This is a genomic window from Stenomitos rutilans (assembly GCF_059505485.1).
On record NZ_JCACKR010000170.1, the window covers coordinates 1 to 24,772 of the forward strand.

The following is a 24,772-nucleotide window of genomic DNA, read 5'->3' on the forward strand; positions in this document are numbered from 1 at the left end:
CTGGACTTGGCATGACCTTTTAACCTATCCCACCCTTGTCTGATGCACAACCCCTGGGTTGTAACAGAACTCAATAAAGTATGTGATGATTAAACTAGTTTGAAGTTAAGTGAATGCCAGTCATATTCTTTCATTTTTAGCTATGCCACGATCGTCTCCCCAAGCAGTGCTGCTGGTAGATGGCTATAATGTCGTCGGGCTATGGGCTGACTTGCGACGAATCCGCGATCGCGACGGGCTGGAACCTGCGCGTCGTCAATTGATTGAGGCGTTAGCAGGCTATAGTGCGTTTCAAGGGTTTGACACCCAGGTTGTCTTTGATTCGCAATACCGGGAGACTGGGAGCAACCGTGAAGTCATTACCCCTAATCTGTCTGTCTGCTATACAGATTTCGGGCAGACTGCCGATACTTACATTGAAAAAGCCTGCGCTGATTTTCGCTACGACATGCGCAAGTTTCAGCAGCGACTCATTGTTGCAACGTCCGATCGTGCTCAGCAGTTAACAGTTGTGGGGTATGGAGCAGAGTGGCTATCCGCCGAGCGTCTGGGCGCAGAAGTAGAGGCGATCGCGCGTCGGGTGCAGCGCCAACAAAAAACATCCAAAAAGCCTTCCAGCCGATTCCTTGCCCATGCTCTAGATCCCGATGCTCAGCAGCAATTGATGAAACTGCGCTTTGGCAAACAGTGAAGCAGTGTTTCACCGATTTACTTGCAGCGGCCTCAAGCCAATCAGCCACAGTCTCAGGAAGACGGGTAGCGGGTTGAGTGAATTGGATGTGATGCACTACCACTTTTTGTAGGGTAAGAATTTACCATTCATGGTTACTTTGACGCGATCGCCTTTGGGATCAATCTCTTTTTCAATGTCGAGGGTAAAGTCGATCGCGCTCATGATACCATCGCCAAACTTTTCGTGAATGATTTCTTTCATAGGCATGCCATACACCTGCATGATTTCATAGAAGCGGTAGATGAGCGGATCGGTCGGCACGATCGACCCTAGCCCTTTGACTGAGGAAGCTGTTAGAGCAGGAATCAGATCCGCACTCAGACCTAACGCGTGCAGCAGTTTGCTGGCTTCATCTTCTGAAGCGCTGGCTTGCCGATAGAACACCGCTGCAATCCACACTTCATCACGACCAATGACTGATTCTAAATCAGTAAAGGTGAGTCCTTTTGCCTGCTTAGCGGCGAGTAGTTTCTCAGTAATTGCCGGAATCTCGATGTCTGACATAATTGGCTCCTTTCAAGCGGTTAACGTCTCTGCCAGCGCTATTGTCTCAGGCTTGTACACTCCAGACTGTATATCCCTTAGCTCTACCAAACCCTAGTTTGGAGTTGTCCTATTGCTGTGGTTGAAAAAGATTGTATTGCTTGATGTAAGCGCTTGCTGGCTCCGCGAGCTTTTTTTGCAGACAGGCAATGAGGTGACGATCGCGCTCTGTCCATACTCGCGGTTGCTCAAAGATGGAACATTCCAAAATACCGATGAGTAAACCGTCGTGATCAATGGGCGCATGAACCAGTGCGCGGTGTTGGAATTTCTCTCGCTCGTAAGTGAGATCAACCACGTCACTACCTGCGGTTTCAACATCATCTACAAAGACGGCTATAGGTGTGCGAAGGGCGATCGTCATGAGCGGATCTTCGGGTGCCGTTGGGTCTTCCAACCAGTCGGCTCCAATCCATGCGGCAGCACGACCATCGCGTGACCAACAATGGGTGATCACACCTCGATTTTGCGTTGGTTCACGCAAATAGAGAAAGCAGCGATCGCACGGCAGTACCGTTCCTAAAGTGGACACTAACGCTGTAAAGAGGTCATCTGGTTCCGTAAATGGCTCAAAAACACGGTCTAATGCTTCCGGTAAAGTCAATTTCTGTTTCATCGTTGATCCTTATACAGCACACGTCTAGCAACACACTTCAGTGAGATAATCACGTTCTGGACACGAGGGTGTTATGAGAATAAACGCTTATCTTGCTTGCAGGGCGCAAAAGCGTAGGAGCACATGGAACAGTTTGATACCCCAAAAGCTAAATTGCTCGTCGATCGCTGGTTTGCGTTGTCGATCGGTAATTCGCGCTTACATTGGGCAACATTCATTGGCAACGACCTCCATCGCACTTGGAACACCCCGCATCTCTCTATAGCCGAAGTGCAAGCAATCATTGAGACTCAATTAACGCAGAACCCTGATCTTTATATCGCCTCTGTTGTCCCAGCGCAATGTCAATATTGGGAACGTTACCCGTTTGCCCATGTGATTACGCTGAAGCAAGTGCCTTTAAAGGGACTGTATCCCACGCTGGGGATCGATCGTGCGCTGGCCGTATGGGGCGCGATCGACACCGTTGGGTGCCCTGTTTTAGTTATTGATGCAGGCACCGCACTGACGTTTACAGGGGCAGATGGAACGCAACAGCTTGTAGGAGGGGCCATTTTGCCAGGCTTGGGGCTACAGTTTCAGTTCCTTCATCAAGCAACAGCCGCCCTACCTGATCTGGGAGACCGTCTTACAGAACAGCACCACCTACCGCCTCGCTGGGCACTCAACACAACTGACGCGATCGCTAGCGGCATTCTCTATACGTTTCTAGCAGGACTACGAGATTTTGTAACCGCTTGGTGGCAGCAGTTTCCCAATAGTCCAGTGCTGCTAAGAGGTGGCGATAGCGAGCGGCTCTATGCGTATCTCACTGCTTATGATCCCGCTTTAGCCAGTCGAGTCACGATCGAGCCAGAGTTGATTTTTTGGGGATTGCGATCGCTGAGGGAGTGGGGAGCAGCGAGTAGGGAGTAGGGGAAGTTTGGAGTTTGGAGTTTGGAGTTTGGCTCCAATTGCTGATAGCTCACCGCTAACTGTCAAGAGAAGTTTTGAGTTTGGAGTAGCGCTCTGCGCCGACAAGCTGAGAGTTCTGAGTTTTGACTTCAATAGCTGACCGCTGATAGCTGACTACTGATGGCTGACCGCTAATCGCTGGAAGCTGCTTTCGTTTGCATGCACCACACTTTACCCCCTCTCCTCTCTCCCTTTTTCTACAAAGGCTCGAATCGCTTGCGCAACGATATCAGGCTGAGTCGCTAGAAGATCCATGCTGGTGCTGGGTAGTTGCTGCAGCCTGGCCTGTGGCGCAAGTTGAGCATAGGCATGGTTTAGACGCTTAAGGTCAGCTTGATCTTGCTCCCCTTGTAGTATCAATATAGGGCGTTTAAGCCACTTCAACTGTTCCTGGAGTTGCTCTGACCGTAGCTCTGTGCGTCGTCGCTGAAAGAGTAGTGCGCAGGCAATGGGGGAATTGAGTAGCTGTTGCCGTTGCTGTAGCAATCGTTCGATCGCTCGGTAAGGCAAGATTTTTCGGAGTGTGTAAAGCGATCGCAACACCCAGCCGACGATCGGTTGCTTCAAGAGTCTTGCTTGCCACCAGCGCCTGCCCATCCCTTCTACCTGCACGCCTTCTGGTGCTAGCAGCACGATGCCTTCAACTTGCTCTAGATATTTCAACGCGTAGCTAGCGGCGATCCATCCACCCAAAGAAACTCCCACGACATATACTCGCCGCAACTTTAAGGCATCCAGATGTTCTGCCAAGCTGGCAACCTCAAGACCGATCGAGTAATGGATGTTGGGCTGCTCTGACTCCCCAAACCCTAGCAGATCTGGCGCAAGGCAGTGGTACTGTGCACTCAGCCGCCCTATTAAGGGCACCCACTGGCTGCTATCTTCCCAAGCACCGTGGAGAAAGACGATCGTGTCTCCCTGACCCACTTCACGCCAGAAAATCTGTCCTTGTGTAAGTCTAATGCGAGCATTTCGGAGAGGTAGAGGCATCCTGAGCTGAATCGTTTTGAGTTTTGAGTTAATACTAAGCGTCGATCGCCATTTTTAAAAGCAATCAGCTTAGAAGCAAGACGCTATGAGCGTTCAGCGATCGACCAAAACAGGACATGCAACGCTAGTGATGCCATGTGCTTTTAACGGCACTTTTTACCCTCAGACCTGCTTACGCCAAAGTCGTTTGCCCGTTAAAGTAATCCTGAAGCTGGCGATCGTGGTCGTGCGAGAGCTTGCCCAATGGCAAATCTGTCCGTGAGAAGGCTTTTACATTCAGTACTTCCATCGGGTCGCTGATTTGCATAGTGCCTTGCGCTTCCACTTCTACCACGACACAGATGGAATGAATGCGGGGGTCACGCTCTGGCGAAGAGTAGATGCCGACCAGACGCCGAATCTTAGCAACTTCTAACCCAGTTTCTTCAGTTAACTCGCGATGCACGGTGGTAATCAGGTCTTCTCCCCAATCAACCATGCCGCCTGGTAGCCCCCACTGCCCGTTGTCACGACGCTGAACCAGAACAATCCGCCCATCTGGTAAGAGCGGGATAATACTGGTGCCTGTTACCGGGTGCCGAAACAGAATGCCTAACACTGCTTGTCCAAAATGCCACAACCGACGCATAGGTAAATCTTTAGCTAAGAAAAAGGCTTCCTGATAACCAAGCACAGAGGCATTTGCACCCAGTATAGTGACGATTTGCTTAAGTTAGTGCCGCCAAGATCTCCTCTGCGTGAGCTTCAGGCTTCACTTTCTTATAGATCTGCTCGATCGTACCATCGGTCGCAATCACAAAGGTGTTACGACTGATGCCTATGTACTCTTTGCCCATAAACTTCTTGAGTCCATAGCTCTCATAAGCAGTGGCGACCTGACCATCTTCATCAATTAGCAGTGGAAAGGGTAACTCAAATTTAGTGGCAAATTTTTCGTGAGATTTCGCATCATCTGTGCTGACACCCAGAACAACCACATCTTTTGCCTGAAACTGGGCGTAAGCGTCCCGGAAGCTGCATGCTTCTTTGGTGCAACCGGGGGTGTTATCACGTGGGTAAAAATACAACACTACACGATTACCTTTCAAATCAGCCAAATTAACAATGTTGCCTTTACCGTCCGGTAGGCTAAATAAGGGAGCAGGATCACCAACGTTAAGAGCCATAGCGCGAAATCGAGTAAACCATTACTATTTTTGAATGTTAAGCGTTTCTTTACAGTCTGTCTAGATGGAAAAAGACCAAAGGTTAAACGCTAAAAACCTCAGCCCTAAACCGTTTACAGCACCCCTTTAGAACTGGGAATCGTCTGTGCCCGTCGAGGGTCAGTTTCGGTTGCCATGCGGAGCGATCGTGCGAAGGCTTTGAAGGTTGCCTCAATAATGTGGTGCGAGTTGATACCATCCAGTTGGCGAATGTGCAGGGTCATCTGAGCATGATTGACGATCGCCACAAAAAATTCCCGTACCAGTTGCGTATCGTAAGTGCCGACGCGCTGTGTGGGAATGGTTAGCCCATAGCTCAAATGAGGACGACCCGAAAAATCGAGCGCTACTTGAATGAGCGCTTCATCTAGCGGAGAGACGAAATGACCAAAGCGCACAATGCCTTTGCGATCGCCCAGTGCCTTTGCTAACGCCATCCCCAACGTAATGCCTACATCCTCGTTGGTATGGTGATCATCGATCTCAATATCGCCTGTGGCATGCACGTCCAGGTCAACCAGCCCATGAGAGGCAATCTGGTGCAGCATGTGATCCAGAAAGGGAATGCCCGTTTGCGCGGTACACCGCCCTGTTCCATCCAGATTTAGCGTCACTTGCACATCGGTTTCGCCCGTTTTGCGGCTGACTGTAGCCACGCGGCTCGGTACATTTAGATTTTGGGCCAGAGTCGTGAGGCGTTCATGCCGTGACTCTGTGACATCACTGGTCTGCATGGCAGTTGTTGAAAGGCAACAGCTTCATTATCGGCAATTTTGGCATCAATGCGTGCTTGCAAAGTCAATTAGGAATGAATGCCACTCTGAGGAATATCTCGTTTGAGCGGCGGTCGGATGGGAAAAAAGCTTTTGACCCGTGTCTGCACCCAGTTCACAAATTGATTTTGATGCTCATTCATCGCCAGCAAACCAAGGTCTTGTAGCTGTTGTCGCACAGACTGGTACAGCTCTGTTTCTTTCGTTAATTCCTGGCTGAAGACATTGGCTAAATGCGGATGCAAGCGCAACAGCCGTTCAAAGCTTTTCTGATGGATAACAAACAAGCTCGTATCTTCCAGCACACGAGCTGTACTGGTATAAGGGAGCTTTAACATCACTGCCACTTCTCCAAATACCTCTCCAGCACGGTAAACCTTGATAGATTGGTTGAGTCGAGTCACGACCGTTTCAACTGCACCGGACAGCACCAGGTAAAAGTCGTTGCCTAGCTCCCCCTCATTAAACACGATGTCTGACGCGTCAAAATACTTGCGGTAGCCTGTTTCAATCAATTCTCGCAAGCTTAAGTCAGAACAAAGACTGAGGTGTGGTAGCTGGCGCAGGGAATCTCGAATAGATATCGGCTCACGCATCAGGTGAGCGATCGCCTGACTTGGTGCTATGTCCGCTTGCTCTTTGCCTGCTTTCCCTTTCACCGTTTGCTCTGCGGATACCACGTCTAAGCGAGGCTGACGGCGATCGCCTAGATTGAGCACATCCGCATTTCGCAGCCATACGTCTCGTTGAGGAAACGGAATTTTAAGCCCCATCTGACGGAGATTATGCTCAATGATAAAGTTCAACGAACTTCTGACCGAAATGCCCTCATCAATCTGAGCCACCCATACCCACAAATCAAACTCTAGCGAACTGTCGCCAAACCCCTTAAAGATGACTTTGGGCGGTGGGTCATGCAGCACGGCTGCTTCCATATACGCCGAGTCCAACAAGGTCTCTGTAACCAGAATGGGGTCGCTGTCGTAAGCGACTTGCACGGGTAGATGAATCTTGCCCGTCAGGCTTTTATAGCTCCAGTTCAGCACCCGATTACTCGTCAAGTTGCTGTTTGGCACAACCACATCGCCACCATCAAAGGTACGAATGACGGTAGAGCGCATGGCAATTTCTTTGATGTAGCCCGATAAGCCATCGAACTCAATGTAATCACCCACCTGAAGCTTGCCTTCCACCAGCAACGTCAACCCGCTGATAAGATTTTTAGTAATTTCTTGCAGCCCGAAGCCAACCCCGATGCCCAACCCTCCCAGCGTGACGATTAACGGTGCCAGGTTTAGCCCATTTACTTGTAAGACAAGCACAAAGCCAAGTGCACCAATACCGTAACTTAGCAGAGTTGATAGCGCTTCCCGATGCCCTTGGCTCATCCCTAGTCGCACCAGGATGCGATCTTTGAGAAGGCGCTTAAAAAGAGTCGAAAGAAGGATGACGATGAGAAACGCGATCGTCAGCTTAGACAACCACAGTAACGAAATCGACTCATCCCCCACCTTAAATAAGGATGCCTGAATGAGTCGATTCACATTCATCAGAAATGCTTCGAGTTGGGGGTTCATGCTGCCTGCCAGTTTGCCCGTGCGCCTTACACCATCTGACGCATCAGATTACCAGATTCGGGATGGTGCTACTTCATCTACTTGCATGAATGCTGGCGTTATTGCTTCGCGGTCAGCTATCAGCGGTCAGCTATTGCAGTCAAACTCAAAACTCAAAACTTCTCCCCCTCCCCACCATTCTCTCCCTCAGCCAAAAACTCTCGTATCAACTGACTCACCATTTGCGGTTGTTCTTGCTGTACCCAATGGCTGCAATTGGGAATATAGCGAATCCGAAAATCCTGTACGTATTGCTCTGTACTGTAAGTGAGTTCTTTCCCCAGTGCGATGTCGTCTTCGCCCCAAATCATTAAAGTAGGGACGGTCAAGATGCCCCACGATCGCTCCAATGAAAGCTGGGCAAATAGGTTGCGGTAATAGTTAATGCTACTGGTCAGGGCACCCCGTTTGGCAAAGGCATTTTTGTACGCCTCAATGTCCTCGTTGGTGAACGCGCTCTGGTTGATCGACATGCCGCGAAACGCTTCCTCCAGCAACTTAAAGTCATCAAACTGAATCAGTAGTTCAGGCAGGAGAGGAAGCTGAAAGAACGCAATATACCAGCTTTTGAGGAGTTGCTGTGGTGTGCGTAAGCCTTCAGCAAATTTGGCCGGATGCGGCAGGTTTAGCACAATCAGCCGATCGACGAGTTCGAGATAGGCGTAAGCAAACGACCAGGCGATCATGCCTCCCCAATCGTGACCAACGAGGATACAGCGATCGTACCCCAAGCCTTCAATAACCCCTTTCACATCCTTGATCAACTCTGGCATGGCATAGGCAGATACGGCTTCTGGCTTATCACTGTCGTTGTAACCGCGTAGATCGATCGCGACGACTTTATGATCTCTAGCGAATTCTGGAATTTGATGCCGCCAGGAGTACCAGAACTCTGGAAAGCCGTGCAGCAGCAGCATAAGCGGCCCCTCGCCCTGGGTCACATAATGCAACTGAATGCCGTTGGTATGAATTGTGTTGTGCTGCCAGAACGCTTCAGACATAGATAATGTGGGTATTCGCTGTGGTCTGCACGCGCAGTCTAACGCTCCCACTCATCGACTGCAAGTAGCTTCATACGGACGATCGTCCTTGTGGGTGAAGGCCCATGCACCATTCGCTAATTGGGTGGCTTTGAGATCGTCGTTTGGGTATGTAACGTCATCGTCTGCGGCACGATCGCCCATCTCAAGATACGTTACGGTTGCATCCGATCGATTGATCAGTTGATGTGCAATGCCTGTGCCTGCTTTCAACCCGTAGCAGTCACCAGGGTTCAACATAAATTCCTCCTCTCTAAGCACCAATGTTGGGGTTCCTTCCAGCACAAAGATAAATTCGTCCTGCTTTGAGTGGCTGTGGGCGAGAGAAGAGATTGCGCCTGGTGATAGATGGGTTAAATTGACTCCAAAGTTGGTCAACCCAAAAACATCTCCCAGCTTGCGTTTTAAGCGACCTTCAACGAGTGAGGCATACGGCTCTGGGTAATTCGTTTTGCCCATTGGTGCCGCGATCGATTTTGCTGCAACTGGTAACTGCCTCACAATAGCCTCCGATTCACTACATGCTTTGCTTGTTCATCTGCTGTCGGGGATGACGCTTGGGCTGATCGCCCGTTCTTTCTTCAAAAATCCTGCTACCTGATCGGTGTCTGTACCTCGTTAAGCGCCTTTTGGTAAGAACGATTGGCAGGATTGAGCGCGATCGCCTGCTGGTAGGCCGCTGCTGCTGCCTGTCGCTGTCCTTGACGGTCTAGCACTACGCCCAAGCCGTAGTGAGTTTCAGCGCTCTTAGGGTTTAGCTGTAGCGCTTTACGGTAGTTTGCGATCGCGTCATCCAATTTTCCCTGCATTGCCAAAAGGCTGCCCAGATCGCGGTAGGCGGCAGTATAGTCTGGGTCAAGGCGAATGACCTGGCGATGGGCTGCGATCGCCTCTGCCAGTTTGCCCTGTTGCTTGAGTGCCGACCCTAAATGGTTGTAGGCCAGCACATGTTTCGGATCGGCCTGAATCGCCTGACGGTACGCAACCGCTGCTGCCGCGAACTTCTGCTGCTTGCTGAACAAATCACCCATGCAGGTGTAGGTAAAGGCATAGCCTGGATTGAACGCGACGGCCTGTTGGTAGGCGGCGATCGCGTCATCCAGTTTTCCCTGCTTTTCCAGCACAAACCCAATGCTGTTGTAGGCAAAAGTGTAACGGGCATCAAGTTGAATGGCCCTATGGTATGCCACGATCGCCTCAGCTAGCTGCCCCTGCTTCTCTAAAGCAGCGCCCAGGTTGAAAGAAGTAAACGCGTCTGTTGGATTGAGTCGCAAAGCGTCCTGATAAATGGCGATCGCTCCACTGAGATTGCCTTGCTGCTCTAGCTCTACACCACGCTCAACAAAGGCGTTGTATGCTCCGCGACTTATTAGAAGCGTGATCGCAAGCGTCAACGTCACACCTAGCAACAGCCGCTGGGTGCGTGTGAAGTGCGGGGAAGAACGATCGGAGGCACGTTCAAGTTGTTTGCCCAGACCAAGTTGTCTAATTTGGCGATGCATTCTTTGATGAAATTTCATGCGATCGTGCCAGCAATTGCCCTGATTCTAATGGAAGCCACTCAAGCGCACATCCCCACAATCACGGCCTTTACCAGCTTTCCCAACTCCCAGCGCCCTTCTTACATTACGCCTGCGATTGACGGGCTGTTTTCCAGACTTGCCAGCCAATAAAGCTTAAAAGCACCGTAGCCCCGATCGCATAGCCCAGACCACTGGGCATACCAGAAACAGCTAAGGCCAGAGTTCCCGCCCAAAGTGTCAGCGAGTAGATAAACAAGACTGTCAAACGTTGCGACAACCCCGCTTGCAGCAACCGATGGTGCAAATGGCGTTTATCGGCCACAAAGGGAGACTTACCACGTCGGAGCCGATCCAAAATCACGGCTGACATATCCAAAATAGGCACGGCCAGAATCAAGTAAGGCAAGACAACCGCCACCGTCAACGCGACAGTGGTGACTCCTTTGACCAATCCAATAATGCCAATCCCGGCCAGAGAAAAGCCCATAAAGTATGCGCCCCCATCCCCCATAAAGATTTGGGCAGGGTTAAAGTTATAGCGCAGAAAGCCCAGCGCTCCACCTGCGAGGGCGGCTGCAATCAATGCGGCGGCTGGCTGCTTCATAAATAGGCAAACGATAAACATGACGACCGCAGCAATGCCGCTTACCCCTGCTGCCAGACCGTCCAGTCCGTCAATCCAGTTAATGGCGTTTGCCATGCCCACCAGCCAGACGATCGTGATCGGTAAACTCACTAAATCAGGAAGAGATACCAACCCGATCGTTGGAATGGTTAAAAAGTCAATTTGCACGCCAACTTTCCACGCTAACCCCGCAATAAGCGCCTGCAAAATCAAGCGCGTGATGGGAGAGAGGCTAAACAAATCATCTGCTAGCCCAATCAAGAAGAAGGCTAAGCCGCCGATCGTGACTCCCCAAACCTCATACTCCTTTTCGGGGGGCAACACACCAAAGCCACCCGTCCACCAAACAATGAGCAGCCCAGCGAGTGTACCTAAAAAAATCGAAACGCCCCCCAGACGCACCATTGGGCGCTTATGGATTTTTCTGCCGCCTGGTTTGTCAAAATGTCCGCTTTTAAGCCCAATTTTCTTAACGATCGGGGTTGCCAGGAGGACAACCAGCGAAGAAACCAGAAATGCGGTTAGGTTATACAAAGGATCAGGCATTTGGATGTCTGGGTCGAGGATAAGCGACAGGCAGAGTGTACTACACTTCAGATGATTGTTAGCAAAGAATTGCTAACAATCATCTCCGGAGCGGGTCGAGCCTCTTAAGGGTATACGCTTAATCTGAACTTGAGCTTAATCAAATCATTGGCGGAAGGAACGAACAGGGCAAGACTACACTTAATCATGCGAATGACTAGAAGCGTCTGTGTTGAGATTCTCAGTGTGACTGAGTTCTACCCCTTCCTCTTCGTGATCATGCTTCCAGGTAAGGAACAGCGCGCCGTTTAGCTTTTGCAATCGTTGCATCACTCTGTGCCGTTGCTATGACAGATAGATGTGCCTCTCTTGTCTTAATACAACTCTTATACAACGCCAGGTTTTGCCTCCCGGAAATTGCCTTGCCCTGACATTAGAGGAAGGTGTTGGGAAGCGCGAGGCGTGAGGCAATCCCTCTTCTACGATTTTTGTTGTTGATCACGGCTGCAAGAGTGAACGCTGGTCGTTCTTTGCGATCGCAGAATGTTTATAGTACTTTTGTATTAAAATGTAGTCTGTTCGCGCGATCACACGCGATCGTTGGCGAATAGTCGATTGATCAGCAGTCACGTTTGACAGAGCAACATCAGATATGCCTGTTGACAGCTTTGCTTCAAGCTTCGCAAACCCTTAGCGCTTATCGCAATACCACCAGAGTACGTATGGCTAAACTCGCACGGATGGCTAAAACAACCTCTCCAAATGTGAGTGGTTTGATTCGCTCTTTCCTTTTTTTGAGTGCGGCCTTGGGGGGCATTGGTCTTGCTCTAACGCTGCTTCATCGTCTGCTGCCCTTTCTGCAAATCCTTGTGCCTGTATTAGGGGTGTGGTGGGTCTGGCAACGACATCGTAAGACGCAGCAGCGCCAGCAAAAACAGCTAAACACGCTCTTTTATCGCCTCTTACAGGAACATAGCGGACGCATGACGCTGTTAGATTTTGCCATGACAGCTGCCATTCCTGCCGTTGTGGCGCGTCATTACCTTGATAGCCGCGCCAAAGAATTTGCCGCCCGTTTTGAGGTGACAGAGCAGGGTGATGTGGTTTACGTTTTCTCAACGCTGCAATTTTCTCGCTTAAAGCCAACGCTAACCGCAACGACTGTAACTCAAGACGATAGTGCGGATGTACTGCCGCTACTTGATGCACTCACTCAGACTGAACTTGCCAAACGACTCGGTGTGGCGGCAAAAACCATCAGCCGCAAGAAGCACTTGCCCACGCTGCTTGCCTGGAGCCAAACCCGTGATCCTAACGGCGTGAGTTGGTCGTATGACGCTGAAGCACAGCGCTTTTTGCCCCTGAGCGATCGCCGATCGACACAGTTCCGGCACAAACAGTTGCCTGCACAAGCAGAGGAAGAAGGTGCAGCAGCGCCAGACGCTGGTAAACGACTATAGCCAACAGTATGCATCACAAAAGGCTCCCTGATGCTTCAGGGAGCCTTGAAAACACAGTCAGGACGTTTCTGTAACGGTTTAACCCAGCAATGCTTTTGCTTTTGCAACCACATTCTCGACGGTGTAACCAAACTTATCCATAATTGTGCCGCCGGGAGCCGAAACGCCAAAGCGATCAACACTAAGAATGTCGCCTTGGTCGCCAGCGTATTTCTGCCAGCCCATGCTGATACCCGCTTCTACAACCAGTCGCTTGGTCACCGCTTTGGGTAGCACAGATTCCTTGTAGGCAGCATCCTGCGCTTCAAAAAGTTCCCACGAAGGCATTGAGACCACACGGACTTTAGTGCCTTCACTGGTCAACTGTTCGGCAGCTTTGACGCAAAGACCCACTTCAGAGCCTGTGCCAATCAAGATCACATTCGGTGTCCCGTCGGAGTCAATGACCGCATAGGCTCCTTTTGCCACACCGTCGATCGACGAACCTGCCAGGTTTGGTACGGCCTGACGCGAAAAGGCGATCAAGGTAGCACGATTCTGGCTGGCGTTGAGTACCGCTACTTTGTAAGCACCAGATGTTTCTGTGCCGTCGGCAGGACGCAGTACGATGAGGTCGGGAATCGCTCGCAAGGAGGCGATCGTCTCCACGGGTTGGTGCGTTGGGCCATCTTCACCTAGTGCCACAGAGTCATGAGTCATCACCCAAATCACGCCCGCTTGCGACAGTGCAGACAAGCGAATTGCACCCCGCATGTAGTCGGTGAAGATGAGGAACGTTGCCCCATAGGGAATCAGACCTGATCCGTGTAAAGCCATACCATTGCAGATTGCGCCCATCCCGTGTTCGCGCACACCAAAATGAACGTTACGGTTTTCGTAGTGTCCTTTCTGGAAGTTGCCAGACCCTTTCAACTCGGTAAGGTTGGAGTGGGTCAGGTCAGCAGACCCGCCAATCAGTTCTGGCAGCACCTTAGCTAGTGCATTTAGAGTGATTTCGGAGTGCTTGCGAGTGGCTAATTGCTTGTCTTCGGGTTTGTAGGTGGGCAGTACGCTCTCCCAACCATCGGGCAGCTTGCCATTCAAAAGACGATCGAACTCGGCGGCTGGCTCTGCATATTTGGTCTTGTACTGCGCCCAGGTTTCATTCCATTCCGCTTCCAGGCTGGCTCCGCGATCGACCGCTTTGCGCAAATGGGCCAGAGCATCATCGGGTACGACAAAGGGTTCGTATTCCCAGCCCAGGTTATCGCGGGTCAGCTTGATTTCATCAGGCCCCAGCACAGAACCGTGAGCATCGGCGGTACCCTGCTTGTTGGGAGAACCGTAGCCGATTGTCGTCGTGACCTTGATCATGGTGGGCTTGTCAGTCACGGTTTTTGCTTCCGCGATCGCTTTGGCAATCCCTTCTAAATCAGTGTTGCCATCCTTAACGTGCAAGACATGCCAGCCATACGCCTCAAAGCGTTTGGAAACATCCTCGGTAAAGGCGATGTCAGTTGAGCCGTCGATCGAGATGTGGTTATCGTCGTACAGCGCAATCAATTTGCCCAGACCCAGGTGCCCTGCCAGAGAACAGGCTTCACCCGATACGCCTTCCATGTTGCAACCGTCGCCCAAAATCACGTAGGTGTAGTGGTCTACGAGAGTGAGATCCGGCTTGTTGAACCTGGCGGCTAAATGCGCTTCGGCGATCGCCAGCCCAACCGCATTCGCAATGCCCTGACCCAGTGGCCCAGTCGTCACCTCTACCCCAGGAGTCTCAAAGTTTTCAGGGTGCCCTGGTGTTTTCGATTCCCACTGGCGAAACTGCTTGATGTCGTCGATCGACACACTGTCATACCCCGTCAAATACAGCAGCGAGTACTGCAACATGCAGCCGTGCCCCGCAGACAGCACAAAGCGATCGCGGTTGAACCACTTGGGGTTCTTGGGATTGAACCGTAAAAACTGATCCCAAAGCACGAACGCCATCGGTGCAGCGCCCATTGGTAAACCAGGATGACCAGATTTTGCCTTTTCAACCGCATCCACAGACAGGAAGCGGATCGAGTTGATACAGAGTTGTTCGAGGGTTTGGGTGGTTGCGACAGCCATGACTTCTCTTAATTTAATAACGGCGTGGGGGTGGGCAGACAGGTAGCGGCAGACAGCCAAGGGCGAACAAAGGCTGTTAATGATTATACAGATTACGAACAGTAAGCAACTATACCTATTGCTCATCGTTTAAAGTTTATAACTTAACCTGCCAATGATCTATCCTTTGTGCAAGCAAATCTGGCAAATGACAGTGATGAGCGGTCAGCTATCAGCGGTCAGCTATCAGGGGCAGGGGGCAGAGGGCGGCTATCGGCTGGCAGAAGCAGGGTTAAAACGCGATACTCAAAGTTCGGTTTGTGGTCAATGGTTCAGTAGAAATAAGGCTGATGGCTGAAAGCTGATAGCTGACCGCCGTATCGCCACTGTCTGCTTATAGTTTCGTCAAGCAGGGGCAGAAGTCAAGCGTCGAAATGACAACGGTTGTCTAGAATAAGGCTGAAGTAGACCGGAACGCACAGAAGCGACTGTGTTTCTGAAGCTTGACCGTGTTGGTGGCAATCTTTTGCGTAGATAACTCATGACCCCGCCCCCTCGTCGATCGCAAACGCTGTTAGGCGCGCTTACCCAGGCCGTGCAGACGGTTCATGCGAAGATCAATTTTTCTAAGCTGCAACTGAAGCCAAATGCACGGGTGCCTGAACTGCGCGTGCAGGATGCAGCGGCAACCCAGGCAGATGTCTACCCACTGCTAGGCGATCGTTATGTGCTGGGGCGCAGTTCCAAGTCGTGCGACATCGTGGTACGCAACCCGGTTGTGAGCCAGGTACATTTGACGCTGAACCGAGATAGCCGCCGACAACGATTACTGGGGGCACTCTTTCGTCCGCCCTTTTTCCTCAAAGACGAAAATTCTACCAACGGCATTTATCGGGGTAAGCGACGGGTGCGATCGACCCAACTGCGTCATAACGCCGTTTATACCCTTGGCCCACCGGAATTAGCGGCGGCTGTCCGCATTCAATTTATCGATCCGCCCCCCTGGTACGTTCTAGCCGTTCGCTACAGCATGTACGGCCTTGGCGGGATCACGGCACTGGCTGTTGTCGCTGTACTCATCGAATGGCAAAAGTTTTCCGTGAGTCCTTTGCCTGCGTCGGTGCAGGGGCCGTTTGTGGTCTATGCACGGGATGGGCAAACGCCACTTAGCCCTGTGACCAATCGAACTCACACCGAGTTTAAGAACCTGTCGGACTTCTCACCCTACTTAGCCAACGCCGCGATCGCCTCTGAAGATTCTCGCTATTACTGGCATTTAGGCGTTGATCCGATCGGCACCCTGCGGGCACTGGTGGCAAATGTCCGCGGTGGCGGCATTAAAGAAGGTGGCAGTACGCTCACTCAGCAGCTTGCTCGCAGTCTACTGCGGCAATACGTGGGCACGGAAGATTCTGCTGGACGCAAATTGCGCGAAGCGGCGGTAGCGCTGAAGCTGGAAACGGTTTACAGCAAAGATTTTCTGATGCTGACTTATCTCAATCGGGTCTACCTGGGCAATGAGGCGTACGGGTTTGAGGATGCGGCAGAGCTTTATTTGGGTAAGTCGGCAAAGGATTTAACCCTATCTGAAGCGGCAATGCTGGTGGGGATTTTGCCTGCACCGAATAGCTTTAACCCAGCACGCAACTACGACAAAGCGATCGAACTTCGCAACGGGGTGCTCGATCGTATGGCCGTGTTAAACATGGCGAGTGCCGAAGAGATTCAGCGGGCACGGCGATCGCGTATAGACGTAAATCCCAAGGCAAAGGCTGAACTGGATAGCGTCATCGCGCCTTATTACTACAGCTATGTCTTCAGCGAACTCCAGCAGCTTTTGGGTGAACAGCTTGCCGAGGAAGGCAATTTTATTATTGAAACCGGGCTTGACCTTCAGATGCAGTCTAAAGCAGAAGCCAGTCTCCGCGATGCTGTGGATGGCCCAGGTATCAGCAATGGTTACTCTCAGGGCGCGATCGTTACCCTGGATGCCAAAACAGGCGAAATTCTTGCCCTGGTTGGCGGTGTGGACTACAAGAAAAGTCAGTTCAACCGAGCATCCCAGGCCATGCGCCAGCCAGGATCGACCTTCAAGGTGTTTACCTACACAACGGCGATCGAGCAGGGTATTTCACCCAACAATGCTTACTCCTGTGCGCCCCTAAACTGGGATGGACAATACTTTGCAGGCTGTCATGCAGGCAGCGGTAGCCTGGACATGTACACCGGGTTGGCACAGTCCGAAAACGTGGTGGCCTTGCGGATTGCACAGCAGGTAGGGTTGAATAACGTGATTCGTACCGCTCAGCGTATGGGCATTCGGTCTGAGTTAAAAGCCACCCCAGGATTAATCATTGGTCAGAGTGAGGTCACGCCGCTAGAGATGACAGGTGCCTTTAGCATCTTTGCCAATGGTGGCGTGAGCAATCCCCCACGCGCGATTCGGCGCGTTTTAGATGGCGGCGACTGCAAAAACCCCAAAGATATTAAGTCCTGTCGGGTCATTTACAGCATGGAGCAAGACGCTCAACGGAACCAGCCTGTGCTGAAGCCAGACGTTGCCGAAACCATGACCAACCTTCTACAAGGGGTTGTGAGTGGGGGTACCGGACGAGCGGCGGCGATCGGTCAGGGCGAAGCGGGTAAAACTGGAACCACAAACGATAACGTAGACCTGTGGTTTATTGGCTACATCCCTAACAGTTTGGTGACGGGCATTTGGCTAGGCAATGATAACAACTCACCAACCTCTGGCAGCAGTGGTCAAGCGGCACAGCTTTGGGGCAATTATATGGGTAAAATTGCTCGTTGAGACGGGCGATCAACATTACTAATTGCACTTGGGCGATCGCCATCATGCCAATCCAAAGCTCTAGTGGTTCGTCAGTTTTGATTTTGTGCTTTGGGTTTAGCAAAGGTTGTTCTTTTGTAAGTGAGAAACTCACAAAATAAGTCTTGACAGACCACTAGTGCGCGTTTGAAAACCCGTCATCACGCTGCTCTCTCGCCCGTAATTCGAAAATTCTGGTTCACGGTATGAAGTCCACTAAAGAGACTGCAAGCTTGTCTTTAGTTCCTTAAGTGAACTTGGATCTGTGCGCGCGAACCTGCCGTTCGGCGCGGCTAGGCAATGCAGCGAAGAAACTTTAAACCACTGCCTAGAGGTCAAACGCAGCAGAATGCTCACTCTTAAGCACGACAGCGGGGTAGAAATACAAAGCTGGCGTTAAGAACATTGGCATGATCTGGATCTGGTTCCACAGTAAATTTGGTTCTACACTTGACTCATCAATCATCTGAATCGCTTGATGAGTTGCACGCTGGGCATGAGCAAAGCGAAACCCAGTAAAAGCATCGCTAGTGTTGGGTTTCAAACGATGCACCCCAATCGACCCCAAAGACTTAGCCGTTAATCCAGGGTAGCTGTTCTCGGCCCTCAGCCATAAATTTACTCTAGTGACACGATCGATGATCTGTGAAAAGGCGCACTTCAGAGATTAATCAAGTACTTGCTTAGTCAGGACTTACGCGAATTCTCTAAAACTAGCCCCCCAGCCCCCAAATTTGGGGGAGCAAGCACTCAAAGTCCCCCAGAATTGGGGGATTTAGGGAGTGACTGCGTAAGTCCTATTAGTTAAGAAAGTAAGGCACGGGTATCGTCTTTATCCAAAATTCATCAATCGATTAGGCAGAATTGACAGGATCAAGCTTGGTTCACCTCGCTTGAGCATTAAGATTATTTAAGAGAAGCATTGTGCCGTAGATGCTTCGTATCCATTCAACCGTTGGATGGACGCCTCAGGCAAACGTGTTTCGCGATCGCCTCCCTCTCGCTGTTTGAGACCGAGTTCCGTGGATTTTCAGAGTGCCCTTTAAAGAGTCACCATGCTTTCTGAATCGTCATCCCAAGAATTAATCGTTCTGCGCCAACGGTTGGCTGAGCAGACGGCAATGCTAACGCAGGTTGAACAGCGGTTGCTGCACTCGAAGCAAATTGAATACACACTCAACGCTTCGCAGCAGAAGCTCTCAGTGGTGTTGCAGCAGGCACCGATCGCCGTTATTGAATGGAGTGCCGCCTTAGAAGTTGTGGATTGGAACTCTACAGCGGAGAGGCTTTTAGGCTATACCCGACAAGAAGTTATGGGTCGTCACGCCACAACTTTGTTAGCACCAGAACATAGCCATCAGGTGATGCAGACATGGCTGCAACAGCGCGAAAGCGATCGCACCTGCAACCCAACTCTTACCAAAGATCGCCGCCTCATAACGTGTGAGTGGCATAATACACCGCTGATTGACTTACAGGGGCAGATCACAGGGCTAGTGTCGATGGTGCAAGCCTGTTCTGAGCAAGCGGCACTACGGTGTGAATCTTTAGACCATCACCCATCCACCACTGCCACACCAGAACGTCTCACGCAACCGATTCAGGCAGACGCGATCGCGCACAGTTCGCCCACGTTCTTAAACGATATCATCAACGCCACAGCCGATCCCCTCTTTGTGAAGGATCAGCAGCATCGCTACGTTGTCCTCAATGATCCATTCTGTCAATTTATGGGCTGGAACCGGGCTGAGGTGATCGGGCTAAATGATCATGATGTCTTTCCCGATACCGCACAGGCTGACTTCTTTCGGGATGCAGATCAGCTTGTGCTGGATGACGGAATCGATCGAGAAGAAGAAGAAAGCATTACCAACCTGCATGGCGTGACCCATATTTTCTCAACGAAGAAATCATGCCTTTATGATGCGGCTGGCAATCGGTTTATGGTAGGCACGATGCGCGACATTACGGCACTCAAACAGGCAGAAGCCGCGCTCAAACAAGCGAAGGACGAGTTGGAAATGCGGGTGAAGGAACGCACACAAGAGCTTCAGCAAACGGTGATGCAGCTTCAGCAAGAGATCCATGAACGTCAGGCAGCCTTACACGAGCGGGATCAAGCTGAAGCCAAACTGCAACACACCCGCAAATTTTTAGAGTCTGTGCTGAAAACGCTGCCCGTAGCCGTCATCGCGAAAGAGGCAAAAGACCTTCGCTATGTGCTGTGGAACCCAGCCGCTGAAGCCGTGCTGGGCGCAACTGCTAAAGACGTAATGGGCAAGAATGCTTATGATCTTTTGCCTCCTGAAGAAGCCGAAGCATTGACTGAGAACGATCGCCAGGTGCTAAAAAGCAGGCACATTCTCGATATTCCAGAACAGTTGGTCATAACGAATGGTGAGGCTCGCATCTTACACACCAAGAAAACAGCGGTGTTTGATGAAGAGGGTAAGCCGCAGTACCTGTTAGCCATCACCGAAGATATTACCGAACGGAAACAGGCTGAAGCGGCGCTACGGCAAAACGAAGCGCAGTTACGGGAACTAGTGCAGCGCGAAGCATTGATCAATCGGGTGGCAAACCAGATTCGCAGTTCGTTAGATCTGGACACCATTTTGCAAACGACCGTACACGAAGTCCGCAACTTGCTGCAAATCGATCGCTGTAGCTTTTGTTGGTATCACGTTCAATCAGACCAGTTTGCCAGCCTGGAATTTACGCACGAATCACGCGATGCTGCCTTCCCCAGCTTTCTTGGCACCTACCCGCAAGATCTTAGCAAGCCTGCCGATCGCCATAACCCGATCGTGGAAAGCCTGCTGAACCAGACGCTTTATCGCGTGGATGATGTCGCGACCGATCCCCATCTCAAGCCAGAAGCGCGCGACATTCTACAGTTTTACGGCTATCACTCCGAGCTGTTGCTGCCAGTACACATTCTCTCTGGGCAGTTGGGCGGTATTCATTGTGGGCATCACAGCGCAGTACGACCCTGGAGCGACTCGGAAATTGAACTGCTGCAAGCGGTTGCCAGCCAACTGGCGATCGCTATCAATCAGGCAGAACTTTACAATCAAAGTGTCACAGCAGCCAATACCGCTCAGCAGCAGGCACAGCAGCTAGAACAAGCGCTGCAAGAGCTTCAGCAAGCGCAGGCGCAAATGGTGCAAAGCGAGAAGATGTCGAGCCTGGGGCAACTCGTGGCAGGGGTCGCCCATGAGATTAATAACCCCGTCAACTTTATCTATGGCAACCTGACCTACGCCAATGAATACACCCAGGATTTGCTCAACCTCCTAAACCTGTATCAGCAGCATTACCCAACCCCCACTTCACAGATTGAGACGGTTGCAGACGCGATCGACATTCAGTTTGTGATGACCGATCTGCCCAGATTACTGGCCTCAATGAAGGTGGGAGCAGACCGCATTCAAAAAATTGTGGCCTCTCTGCGAACGTTTTCTCGCATGGATGAAGCCGAGTTTAAAGCAGTCGATCTTCACGACGGCATTGACAGCACGTTGATGATCTTGCAAAGTCGCCTCAAGGCCCAACAGCTACGCAGCCAGGGGCGGGAATACAATCGTCCTGAAATTGCGATCGTCAAAGATTATGGCGCTTTGCCACTGGTCGAATGTTATGCAGGGCAGCTCAATCAGGTGTTTATGAATATCCTTAGCAATGCGATTGACGCTTTAGAAGAAAGTTTTGAAAGAAGTGCGTCACGTGCTGCGAACGATGCGCTTGATGAGGGATACGAACGCACTGCGGTAGTAGGGAACGAGCAACCCCCTGGCACCATTCGGATTCGTACTGACATTCGAGCGAGTGATCGCATCATTATTACGATCGCGGACAACGGTTCTGGCATTCCTGAAGCCGCTCGCCAACGCCTGTTTGATCCCTTCTTCACCACCAAACCTGTCGGTAAGGGAACTGGCATGGGTTTATCCATCAGTTATCAGATTGTCACTGAGCGACATGGCGGGTCATTGCAGTGTGCTTCAACGCCTGGAGAAGGCACTGAGTTTACGATCGAAATCCCGTTGAAGCAGCAAGCCCAGTAGGGGATGGTCTGTCCTACACTTGAGAAGCAACTGCGTCCTTCCATTGTTTGCAGACACGGTGATATTCCATGACTTATACACCCAGAATCCTGGCTTTTGCGGGTAGTACCCGAACCGATTCGTTCAACAAACGTCTCGTGAAGATTGCGGCTCAGGGCGCAACAGCGGTAGGCGCAGACACTACGTTTGCAGATTTACGAGAGTTTGCCATGCCGTTGTTTGATGAAGATCTGGAAGCAAAGGAAGGTCTTCCATCAGGGGCACGTCAATTCAAAGACCTTCTGCTGGCGCACGATGGGCTGCTGATTGCGTCGCCGGAATACAACAGCTCCATTACGGCAGTTTTGAAAAACGCGATCGACTGGGCTTCTCGCCCCGCCGAAGGGGAAGCCCCACTAGGCTGTTTTGTAGGTAAGGTGGCAGCGCTAATGAGTGCTTCTCCGGGTGCGCTGGGTGGCTTACGTGGCCTGATGCATGCACGATCAATTTTGGGCAACATCAAAGTTATCGTGCTGCCAGACCAAATTGCCGTGCCCAAAGCCTATGAAGCATTCGGCGATGATGGTCAGCTCAAAGACCCTAAGCAGCAGGCAAGCGTAGAAAGCCTTGGTGCCAATGTGGCGACGATCGTCGCCAAGCTCAAGGCATGATGCACGGCACAAGTCGGCTCTGATTGGAGACGGTGACCGATCAATGCGGTCACAAGACCTTACAGCAACTTGCTGAGATACTGGTGGATGAACTGCACGGCGATCGAGCCTTCACCCACTCCTGATGCTACTCGTTTTACAGACCCCTGCCGCACATCCCCTGCCGCAAACACACCGGGAACGTTGGTTTCTAGCAAGAATGGGTCACGCTCCAACGGCCAGCCTTTTGGTCGCTGTTTCTCCCGCGTTAAATCTCGACCCGTCAAAATAAAGCCCTGCTGATCTCGTTCCACCACACCGTCCAGCCAGTCTGTGCGCGGACTAGCGCCAATGAACACAAATAGGGACGCGGCTGGAACCGTTTCGGTCGTGCCTGTTTCGGCATTGGCAATGACGATCGCCTCCAGGTGTTCCGTCCCTTTCACTTCAACCACGCTACAGCCCGTGCAAACGCTAATATTCTCTGTTGCACCAATTTGATCAATCAAATACTGCGACATGCTCTTAGTCAGCGATTCGCCCCGCACCAGCATCACCACCTGGCGGGCATATTTTGAGAAGTGCATTGCGGCCTGCCCGGCTGAGTTGGCCCCCCCGATGATGTAGACATCCTCGCCGCCACAAGCGATCGCCTCTGTCATCGCAGCACCATAGTAAACGCCAGCACCATTCAGTTGATCGATCCCCGGCACATTGAGCTTGCGGTAAGATACGCCCGTCGCAATCATCAAGGCATGGCAGCTTACCTCACTCCCATCAGCTAATTTGACAATGCGATAGGGGTCTTCAACCCGAATGTCGATCGCCTCTTGTGCCAAAATTTCGACCCCAAAGCGGCGCGCTTGCGTCACCGCACGGCGTGCTAAGTCAGCACCACTTAAACCTACGGGAAACCCCAGGTAGTTTTCAATGCGAGAACTAGAGCCAGCCTGACCACCCGGAGCCTGTCGTTCAAGCATCAGGGTACTCAAGCCTTCCGACGCTCCGTAAACCCCGGCGGCTAAACCCGCAGGCCCACCACCCACAATAACCAGATCATAAAAAGGGCGAGTTGCATGGGTCTTTAACCCAACCTTTTCTGCAATTTCGGCGTTAGATGGCTGTATCAACTGCGTCCCATCGGGAAACAACACCAGTGGTAACGGTTGCTGCTCGCCTATCGTGGCGTAGTCTAGTAACTGCGTTGCCTCTGCTTCTAGCTCAACGTCGAGCCACTGGTACGGCACCTGATTACTCGCCAGAAAGCTTTTGACCTGATGCGATCGCGGCGACCAGCGAGAACCCACCACACGAATGCCCTCAAACGGAGGATGAAAATTAGCCTGCCAGTCAGCCAGCAAGTCATCCAGCACAGGGTAAAGGCGTTCTTCAGGCGGATCCCACGGTTTCAGCAAGTAATAATCGATTTGCGTCGAGTTGATCGCACGAATGGCCGCATCGGTATCCGCATATGCCGTGAGTAAAGCACGCTTAGCGGTTGGAAAAACGGGCAGGGCTTGCTCCAGAAACTCAACGCCGTTCATCTGCGGCATGCGCTGATCAACCAGGAAAAGGGCGATCGGTTCATTCCGCAACTTGAGCTTCTCGACGGTTGCCATTGCCACCGCACCCGATTCTGCACGCATAATGCGAAAGCGATCGCCATACTGCTGTCGCAAATCTCGCGCTACGGCTTGTAGCACTTCAGGATCATCATCAACGGTCAGAACAACCGGCTTAGCCATGCAGGTTACCTAATGCTTTTTGCAGTTACTTCAATTCTTTACCTGGTTTACACAGCCAGCGCAACGCCCGATCGTACTGGTTTAGAGGCATCCCAAAGCGATCAGCCCAAGCGTTGCATCTTTAAGAGCACTGGATCAAACCCTGGATCAAACTGAGTCTTTTCATCAAAGTAAGCGTCTTGAAGATGCACCTGAAACAAGTCTGCTCCTCTCAAATCAGCCCCAACCAGATTTGCTCGGTAAAAACTCGTGTGGAGCAGATCCGCACCGCCGAGGTTCACATCCCTAAGATCGGCATCCCTGAGATCGGCACTGGAAAGATTAACACACCTCAAATCAGCGCCTCGTAGCTTGGTGCCATGCAGCTTGGCTTGCCGCATATCGGCTTTGTATAAAGTTGCACCTTCTAGCGTTGCCTGGGTCAGATCTGTTTTTTGCAAACTCGCCTGACTCAAGTTCGCGTTGCTGAAATTTGCGGCCATCAGGTCAGAATCGAGCAAGTTTGCGTGCTCCAGATCCGCGTGCTGGAGATTGATCCCTTGCAGATTGGCTTCCTTTAAATTGATCGCCCCAAGCGTTGTATGGCTAAAGTCCCGCTCTCCGGCAGCATAGCGCTCCAGTAGTTCAGCCCCATTGCCGATGCTAGTCATAACACTTCCCCCGTTCTGGATGCTGGTTGCACGATCAGTCAGTCATTAGTGAAAAGTCTAGCGCGTTCATTCCCTTCAAACCTTGACTAGGCGATGAATGATGCTCCAGGGCAATTTTTACGAAGAGAGACTTTGTTCGCTAGCTTGGCGTTCAGTATTCAGCTTAAAGATGCAG

Annotated in this window: 22 protein-coding genes; 7 read left to right on the plus strand and 15 right to left on the minus strand. The window is 51.4% G+C overall.

Annotated features, from left to right (window positions below; all coding sequences use genetic code 11):
• Positions 1 to 142: 142 nt before the first annotated feature.
• Positions 143 to 691, plus strand: coding sequence for an NYN domain-containing protein (locus tag AC5JLP_RS33710; RefSeq protein WP_496072251.1), 549 nt, complete (start codon positions 143 to 145; stop codon positions 689 to 691).
• A gap of 96 nt (positions 692 to 787) precedes the next feature.
• Here AC5JLP_RS33710 and cynS read toward each other — a convergent pair whose 3' ends face one another.
• Together cynS and AC5JLP_RS33720 are read right to left on the minus strand one after the other, a co-directional pair.
• Positions 788 to 1,237, minus strand: coding sequence for a cyanase (gene cynS / locus AC5JLP_RS33715; RefSeq protein ID WP_496072252.1), 450 nt, complete (start codon positions 1,235 to 1,237; stop codon positions 788 to 790).
• A gap of 109 nt (positions 1,238 to 1,346) precedes the next feature.
• Entirely contained in the window at positions 1,347 to 1,892 is a 546-nt protein-coding gene (locus AC5JLP_RS33720) for a GAF domain-containing protein (RefSeq protein WP_496072253.1), read from the minus strand.
• Between the two features lie 123 nt (positions 1,893 to 2,015).
• On the opposite strand from AC5JLP_RS33720, the gene AC5JLP_RS33725 reads away from it, so the two are divergent.
• Entirely contained in the window at positions 2,016 to 2,807 is a 792-nt protein-coding gene (locus AC5JLP_RS33725) for a pantothenate kinase (RefSeq protein WP_496072254.1), read from the plus strand.
• A gap of 210 nt (positions 2,808 to 3,017) precedes the next feature.
• Here AC5JLP_RS33725 and AC5JLP_RS33730 read toward each other — a convergent pair whose 3' ends face one another.
• The 9 genes from AC5JLP_RS33730 to AC5JLP_RS33770 form a co-directional block, all read right to left on the minus strand.
• Positions 3,018 to 3,836, minus strand: coding sequence for an alpha/beta fold hydrolase (locus AC5JLP_RS33730; protein WP_496072255.1), 819 nt, complete (start codon positions 3,834 to 3,836; stop codon positions 3,018 to 3,020).
• A 172-nt stretch (positions 3,837 to 4,008) separates the two neighbouring features.
• A complete protein-coding gene (locus tag AC5JLP_RS33735; RefSeq protein WP_496072256.1) occupies positions 4,009 to 4,509 on the minus strand; it encodes an NUDIX hydrolase in 501 nt (166 codons plus the stop codon).
• Between the two features lie 34 nt (positions 4,510 to 4,543).
• Positions 4,544 to 5,002: a thioredoxin-dependent thiol peroxidase gene (gene bcp / locus AC5JLP_RS33740; protein WP_496072257.1), complete on the minus strand. Its 459-nt coding sequence runs from the start codon at positions 5,000 to 5,002 to the stop codon at positions 4,544 to 4,546.
• A gap of 113 nt (positions 5,003 to 5,115) precedes the next feature.
• Positions 5,116 to 5,775, minus strand: a complete 660-nt coding sequence (hisB, locus tag AC5JLP_RS33745) for an imidazoleglycerol-phosphate dehydratase HisB (RefSeq protein WP_496072258.1) — start codon at positions 5,773 to 5,775, stop codon at positions 5,116 to 5,118.
• A 68-nt stretch (positions 5,776 to 5,843) separates the two neighbouring features.
• On the minus strand, positions 5,844 to 7,391 hold the full coding sequence (locus tag AC5JLP_RS33750) for a mechanosensitive ion channel domain-containing protein (protein ID WP_496072259.1): 1,548 nt from the start codon (positions 7,389 to 7,391) through the stop codon (positions 5,844 to 5,846).
• 152 nt (positions 7,392 to 7,543) lie between these two features.
• Complete coding sequence (locus AC5JLP_RS33755) at positions 7,544 to 8,431, minus strand: alpha/beta fold hydrolase (protein ID WP_496072260.1); 888 nt, start codon at positions 8,429 to 8,431, stop codon at positions 7,544 to 7,546.
• Positions 8,432 to 8,482: 51 nt separating this feature from the next.
• Positions 8,483 to 8,971, minus strand: a complete 489-nt coding sequence (locus tag AC5JLP_RS33760) for a cupin domain-containing protein (protein ID WP_496072261.1) — start codon at positions 8,969 to 8,971, stop codon at positions 8,483 to 8,485.
• Positions 8,972 to 9,063: 92 nt separating this feature from the next.
• Entirely contained in the window at positions 9,064 to 9,990 is a 927-nt protein-coding gene (locus tag AC5JLP_RS33765) for a tetratricopeptide repeat protein (protein WP_496072262.1), read from the minus strand.
• Between the two features lie 106 nt (positions 9,991 to 10,096).
• Complete coding sequence (locus tag AC5JLP_RS33770; RefSeq protein WP_496072263.1) at positions 10,097 to 11,164, minus strand: glycosyltransferase family 4 protein; 1,068 nt, start codon at positions 11,162 to 11,164, stop codon at positions 10,097 to 10,099.
• Between the two features lie 701 nt (positions 11,165 to 11,865).
• Between AC5JLP_RS33770 and AC5JLP_RS33775 the strand changes: the two genes are divergently transcribed.
• On the plus strand, positions 11,866 to 12,603 hold the full coding sequence (locus AC5JLP_RS33775; protein ID WP_496072264.1) for a hypothetical protein: 738 nt from the start codon (positions 11,866 to 11,868) through the stop codon (positions 12,601 to 12,603).
• Positions 12,604 to 12,681: 78 nt separating this feature from the next.
• On the opposite strand, the gene tkt is transcribed toward AC5JLP_RS33775, so the two are convergent.
• Positions 12,682 to 14,697, minus strand: a complete 2,016-nt coding sequence (tkt, locus tag AC5JLP_RS33780; protein ID WP_496072265.1) for a transketolase — start codon at positions 14,695 to 14,697, stop codon at positions 12,682 to 12,684.
• Positions 14,698 to 14,851: 154 nt separating this feature from the next.
• On the opposite strand from tkt, the gene AC5JLP_RS33785 reads away from it, so the two are divergent.
• Positions 14,852 to 15,034, plus strand: coding sequence for a hypothetical protein (locus tag AC5JLP_RS33785; RefSeq protein ID WP_496072266.1), 183 nt, complete (start codon positions 14,852 to 14,854; stop codon positions 15,032 to 15,034).
• Positions 15,035 to 15,217: 183 nt separating this feature from the next.
• Positions 15,218 to 17,488 (plus strand): transglycosylase domain-containing protein, encoded by a 2,271-nt coding sequence (locus AC5JLP_RS33790; RefSeq protein ID WP_496072267.1) that lies wholly within the window; start codon positions 15,218 to 15,220, stop codon positions 17,486 to 17,488.
• A 346-nt stretch (positions 17,489 to 17,834) separates the two neighbouring features.
• Here AC5JLP_RS33790 and AC5JLP_RS33795 read toward each other — a convergent pair whose 3' ends face one another.
• Positions 17,835 to 18,050 carry a hypothetical protein gene (locus tag AC5JLP_RS33795; RefSeq protein WP_496072268.1) on the minus strand — a complete coding sequence of 72 codons (216 nt, stop codon included), beginning with the start codon at positions 18,048 to 18,050 and terminating at the stop codon, positions 17,835 to 17,837.
• Positions 18,051 to 18,561: 511 nt separating this feature from the next.
• Between AC5JLP_RS33795 and AC5JLP_RS33800 the strand changes: the two genes are divergently transcribed.
• The gene (locus AC5JLP_RS33800) at positions 18,562 to 21,573 is read left to right on the plus strand and encodes a PAS domain S-box protein (RefSeq protein ID WP_496072269.1); all 3,012 of its coding nucleotides are present in this window, start codon (positions 18,562 to 18,564) and stop codon (positions 21,571 to 21,573) included.
• Between the two features lie 68 nt (positions 21,574 to 21,641).
• Positions 21,642 to 22,223, plus strand: a complete 582-nt coding sequence (locus AC5JLP_RS33805) for an NADPH-dependent FMN reductase (protein ID WP_496072270.1) — start codon at positions 21,642 to 21,644, stop codon at positions 22,221 to 22,223.
• Between the two features lie 59 nt (positions 22,224 to 22,282).
• Here AC5JLP_RS33805 and AC5JLP_RS33810 read toward each other — a convergent pair whose 3' ends face one another.
• Complete coding sequence (locus AC5JLP_RS33810) at positions 22,283 to 23,947, minus strand: FAD-dependent oxidoreductase (protein ID WP_496072271.1); 1,665 nt, start codon at positions 23,945 to 23,947, stop codon at positions 22,283 to 22,285.
• Positions 23,948 to 24,048: 101 nt separating this feature from the next.
• A complete protein-coding gene (locus tag AC5JLP_RS33815; protein WP_496072272.1) occupies positions 24,049 to 24,597 on the minus strand; it encodes a pentapeptide repeat-containing protein in 549 nt (182 codons plus the stop codon).
• Positions 24,598 to 24,772: the final 175 nt, after the last annotated feature.

Bases quoted from the DNA above. Each gene is read 5' to 3' on its own strand.
- cynS (WP_496072252.1), bottom strand. From the start codon at position 1,237: ATGTCAGACATCGAGATTCCGGCAATTACTGAGAAACTACTCGCCGCT.
- AC5JLP_RS33755 (WP_496072260.1), bottom strand. From the start codon at position 8,431: ATGTCTGAAGCGTTCTGGCAGCACAACACAATTCATACCAACGGCATT.
- AC5JLP_RS33790 (WP_496072267.1), top strand. From the start codon at position 15,218: ATGACCCCGCCCCCTCGTCGATCGCAAACGCTGTTAGGCGCGCTTACC.
- hisB (WP_496072258.1), bottom strand. From the start codon at position 5,775: ATGCAGACCAGTGATGTCACAGAGTCACGGCATGAACGCCTCACGACT.
- bcp (WP_496072257.1), bottom strand. From the start codon at position 5,002: ATGGCTCTTAACGTTGGTGATCCTGCTCCCTTATTTAGCCTACCGGAC.
- AC5JLP_RS33725 (WP_496072254.1), top strand. From the start codon at position 2,016: ATGGAACAGTTTGATACCCCAAAAGCTAAATTGCTCGTCGATCGCTGG.
- AC5JLP_RS33770 (WP_496072263.1), bottom strand. From the start codon at position 11,164: ATGCCTGATCCTTTGTATAACCTAACCGCATTTCTGGTTTCTTCGCTG.
- AC5JLP_RS33775 (WP_496072264.1), top strand. From the start codon at position 11,866: ATGGCTAAACTCGCACGGATGGCTAAAACAACCTCTCCAAATGTGAGT.
- AC5JLP_RS33810 (WP_496072271.1), bottom strand. From the start codon at position 23,947: ATGGCTAAGCCGGTTGTTCTGACCGTTGATGATGATCCTGAAGTGCTA.
- AC5JLP_RS33750 (WP_496072259.1), bottom strand. From the start codon at position 7,391: ATGAACCCCCAACTCGAAGCATTTCTGATGAATGTGAATCGACTCATT.
- AC5JLP_RS33730 (WP_496072255.1), bottom strand. From the start codon at position 3,836: ATGCCTCTACCTCTCCGAAATGCTCGCATTAGACTTACACAAGGACAG.
- AC5JLP_RS33720 (WP_496072253.1), bottom strand. From the start codon at position 1,892: ATGAAACAGAAATTGACTTTACCGGAAGCATTAGACCGTGTTTTTGAG.
- AC5JLP_RS33815 (WP_496072272.1), bottom strand. From the start codon at position 24,597: ATGACTAGCATCGGCAATGGGGCTGAACTACTGGAGCGCTATGCTGCC.
- AC5JLP_RS33765 (WP_496072262.1), bottom strand. From the start codon at position 9,990: ATGAAATTTCATCAAAGAATGCATCGCCAAATTAGACAACTTGGTCTG.
- tkt (WP_496072265.1), bottom strand. From the start codon at position 14,697: ATGGCTGTCGCAACCACCCAAACCCTCGAACAACTCTGTATCAACTCG.
- AC5JLP_RS33805 (WP_496072270.1), top strand. From the start codon at position 21,642: ATGACTTATACACCCAGAATCCTGGCTTTTGCGGGTAGTACCCGAACC.
- AC5JLP_RS33800 (WP_496072269.1), top strand. From the start codon at position 18,562: ATGCTTTCTGAATCGTCATCCCAAGAATTAATCGTTCTGCGCCAACGG.
- AC5JLP_RS33710 (WP_496072251.1), top strand. From the start codon at position 143: ATGCCACGATCGTCTCCCCAAGCAGTGCTGCTGGTAGATGGCTATAAT.
- AC5JLP_RS33785 (WP_496072266.1), top strand. From the start codon at position 14,852: ATGATCTATCCTTTGTGCAAGCAAATCTGGCAAATGACAGTGATGAGC.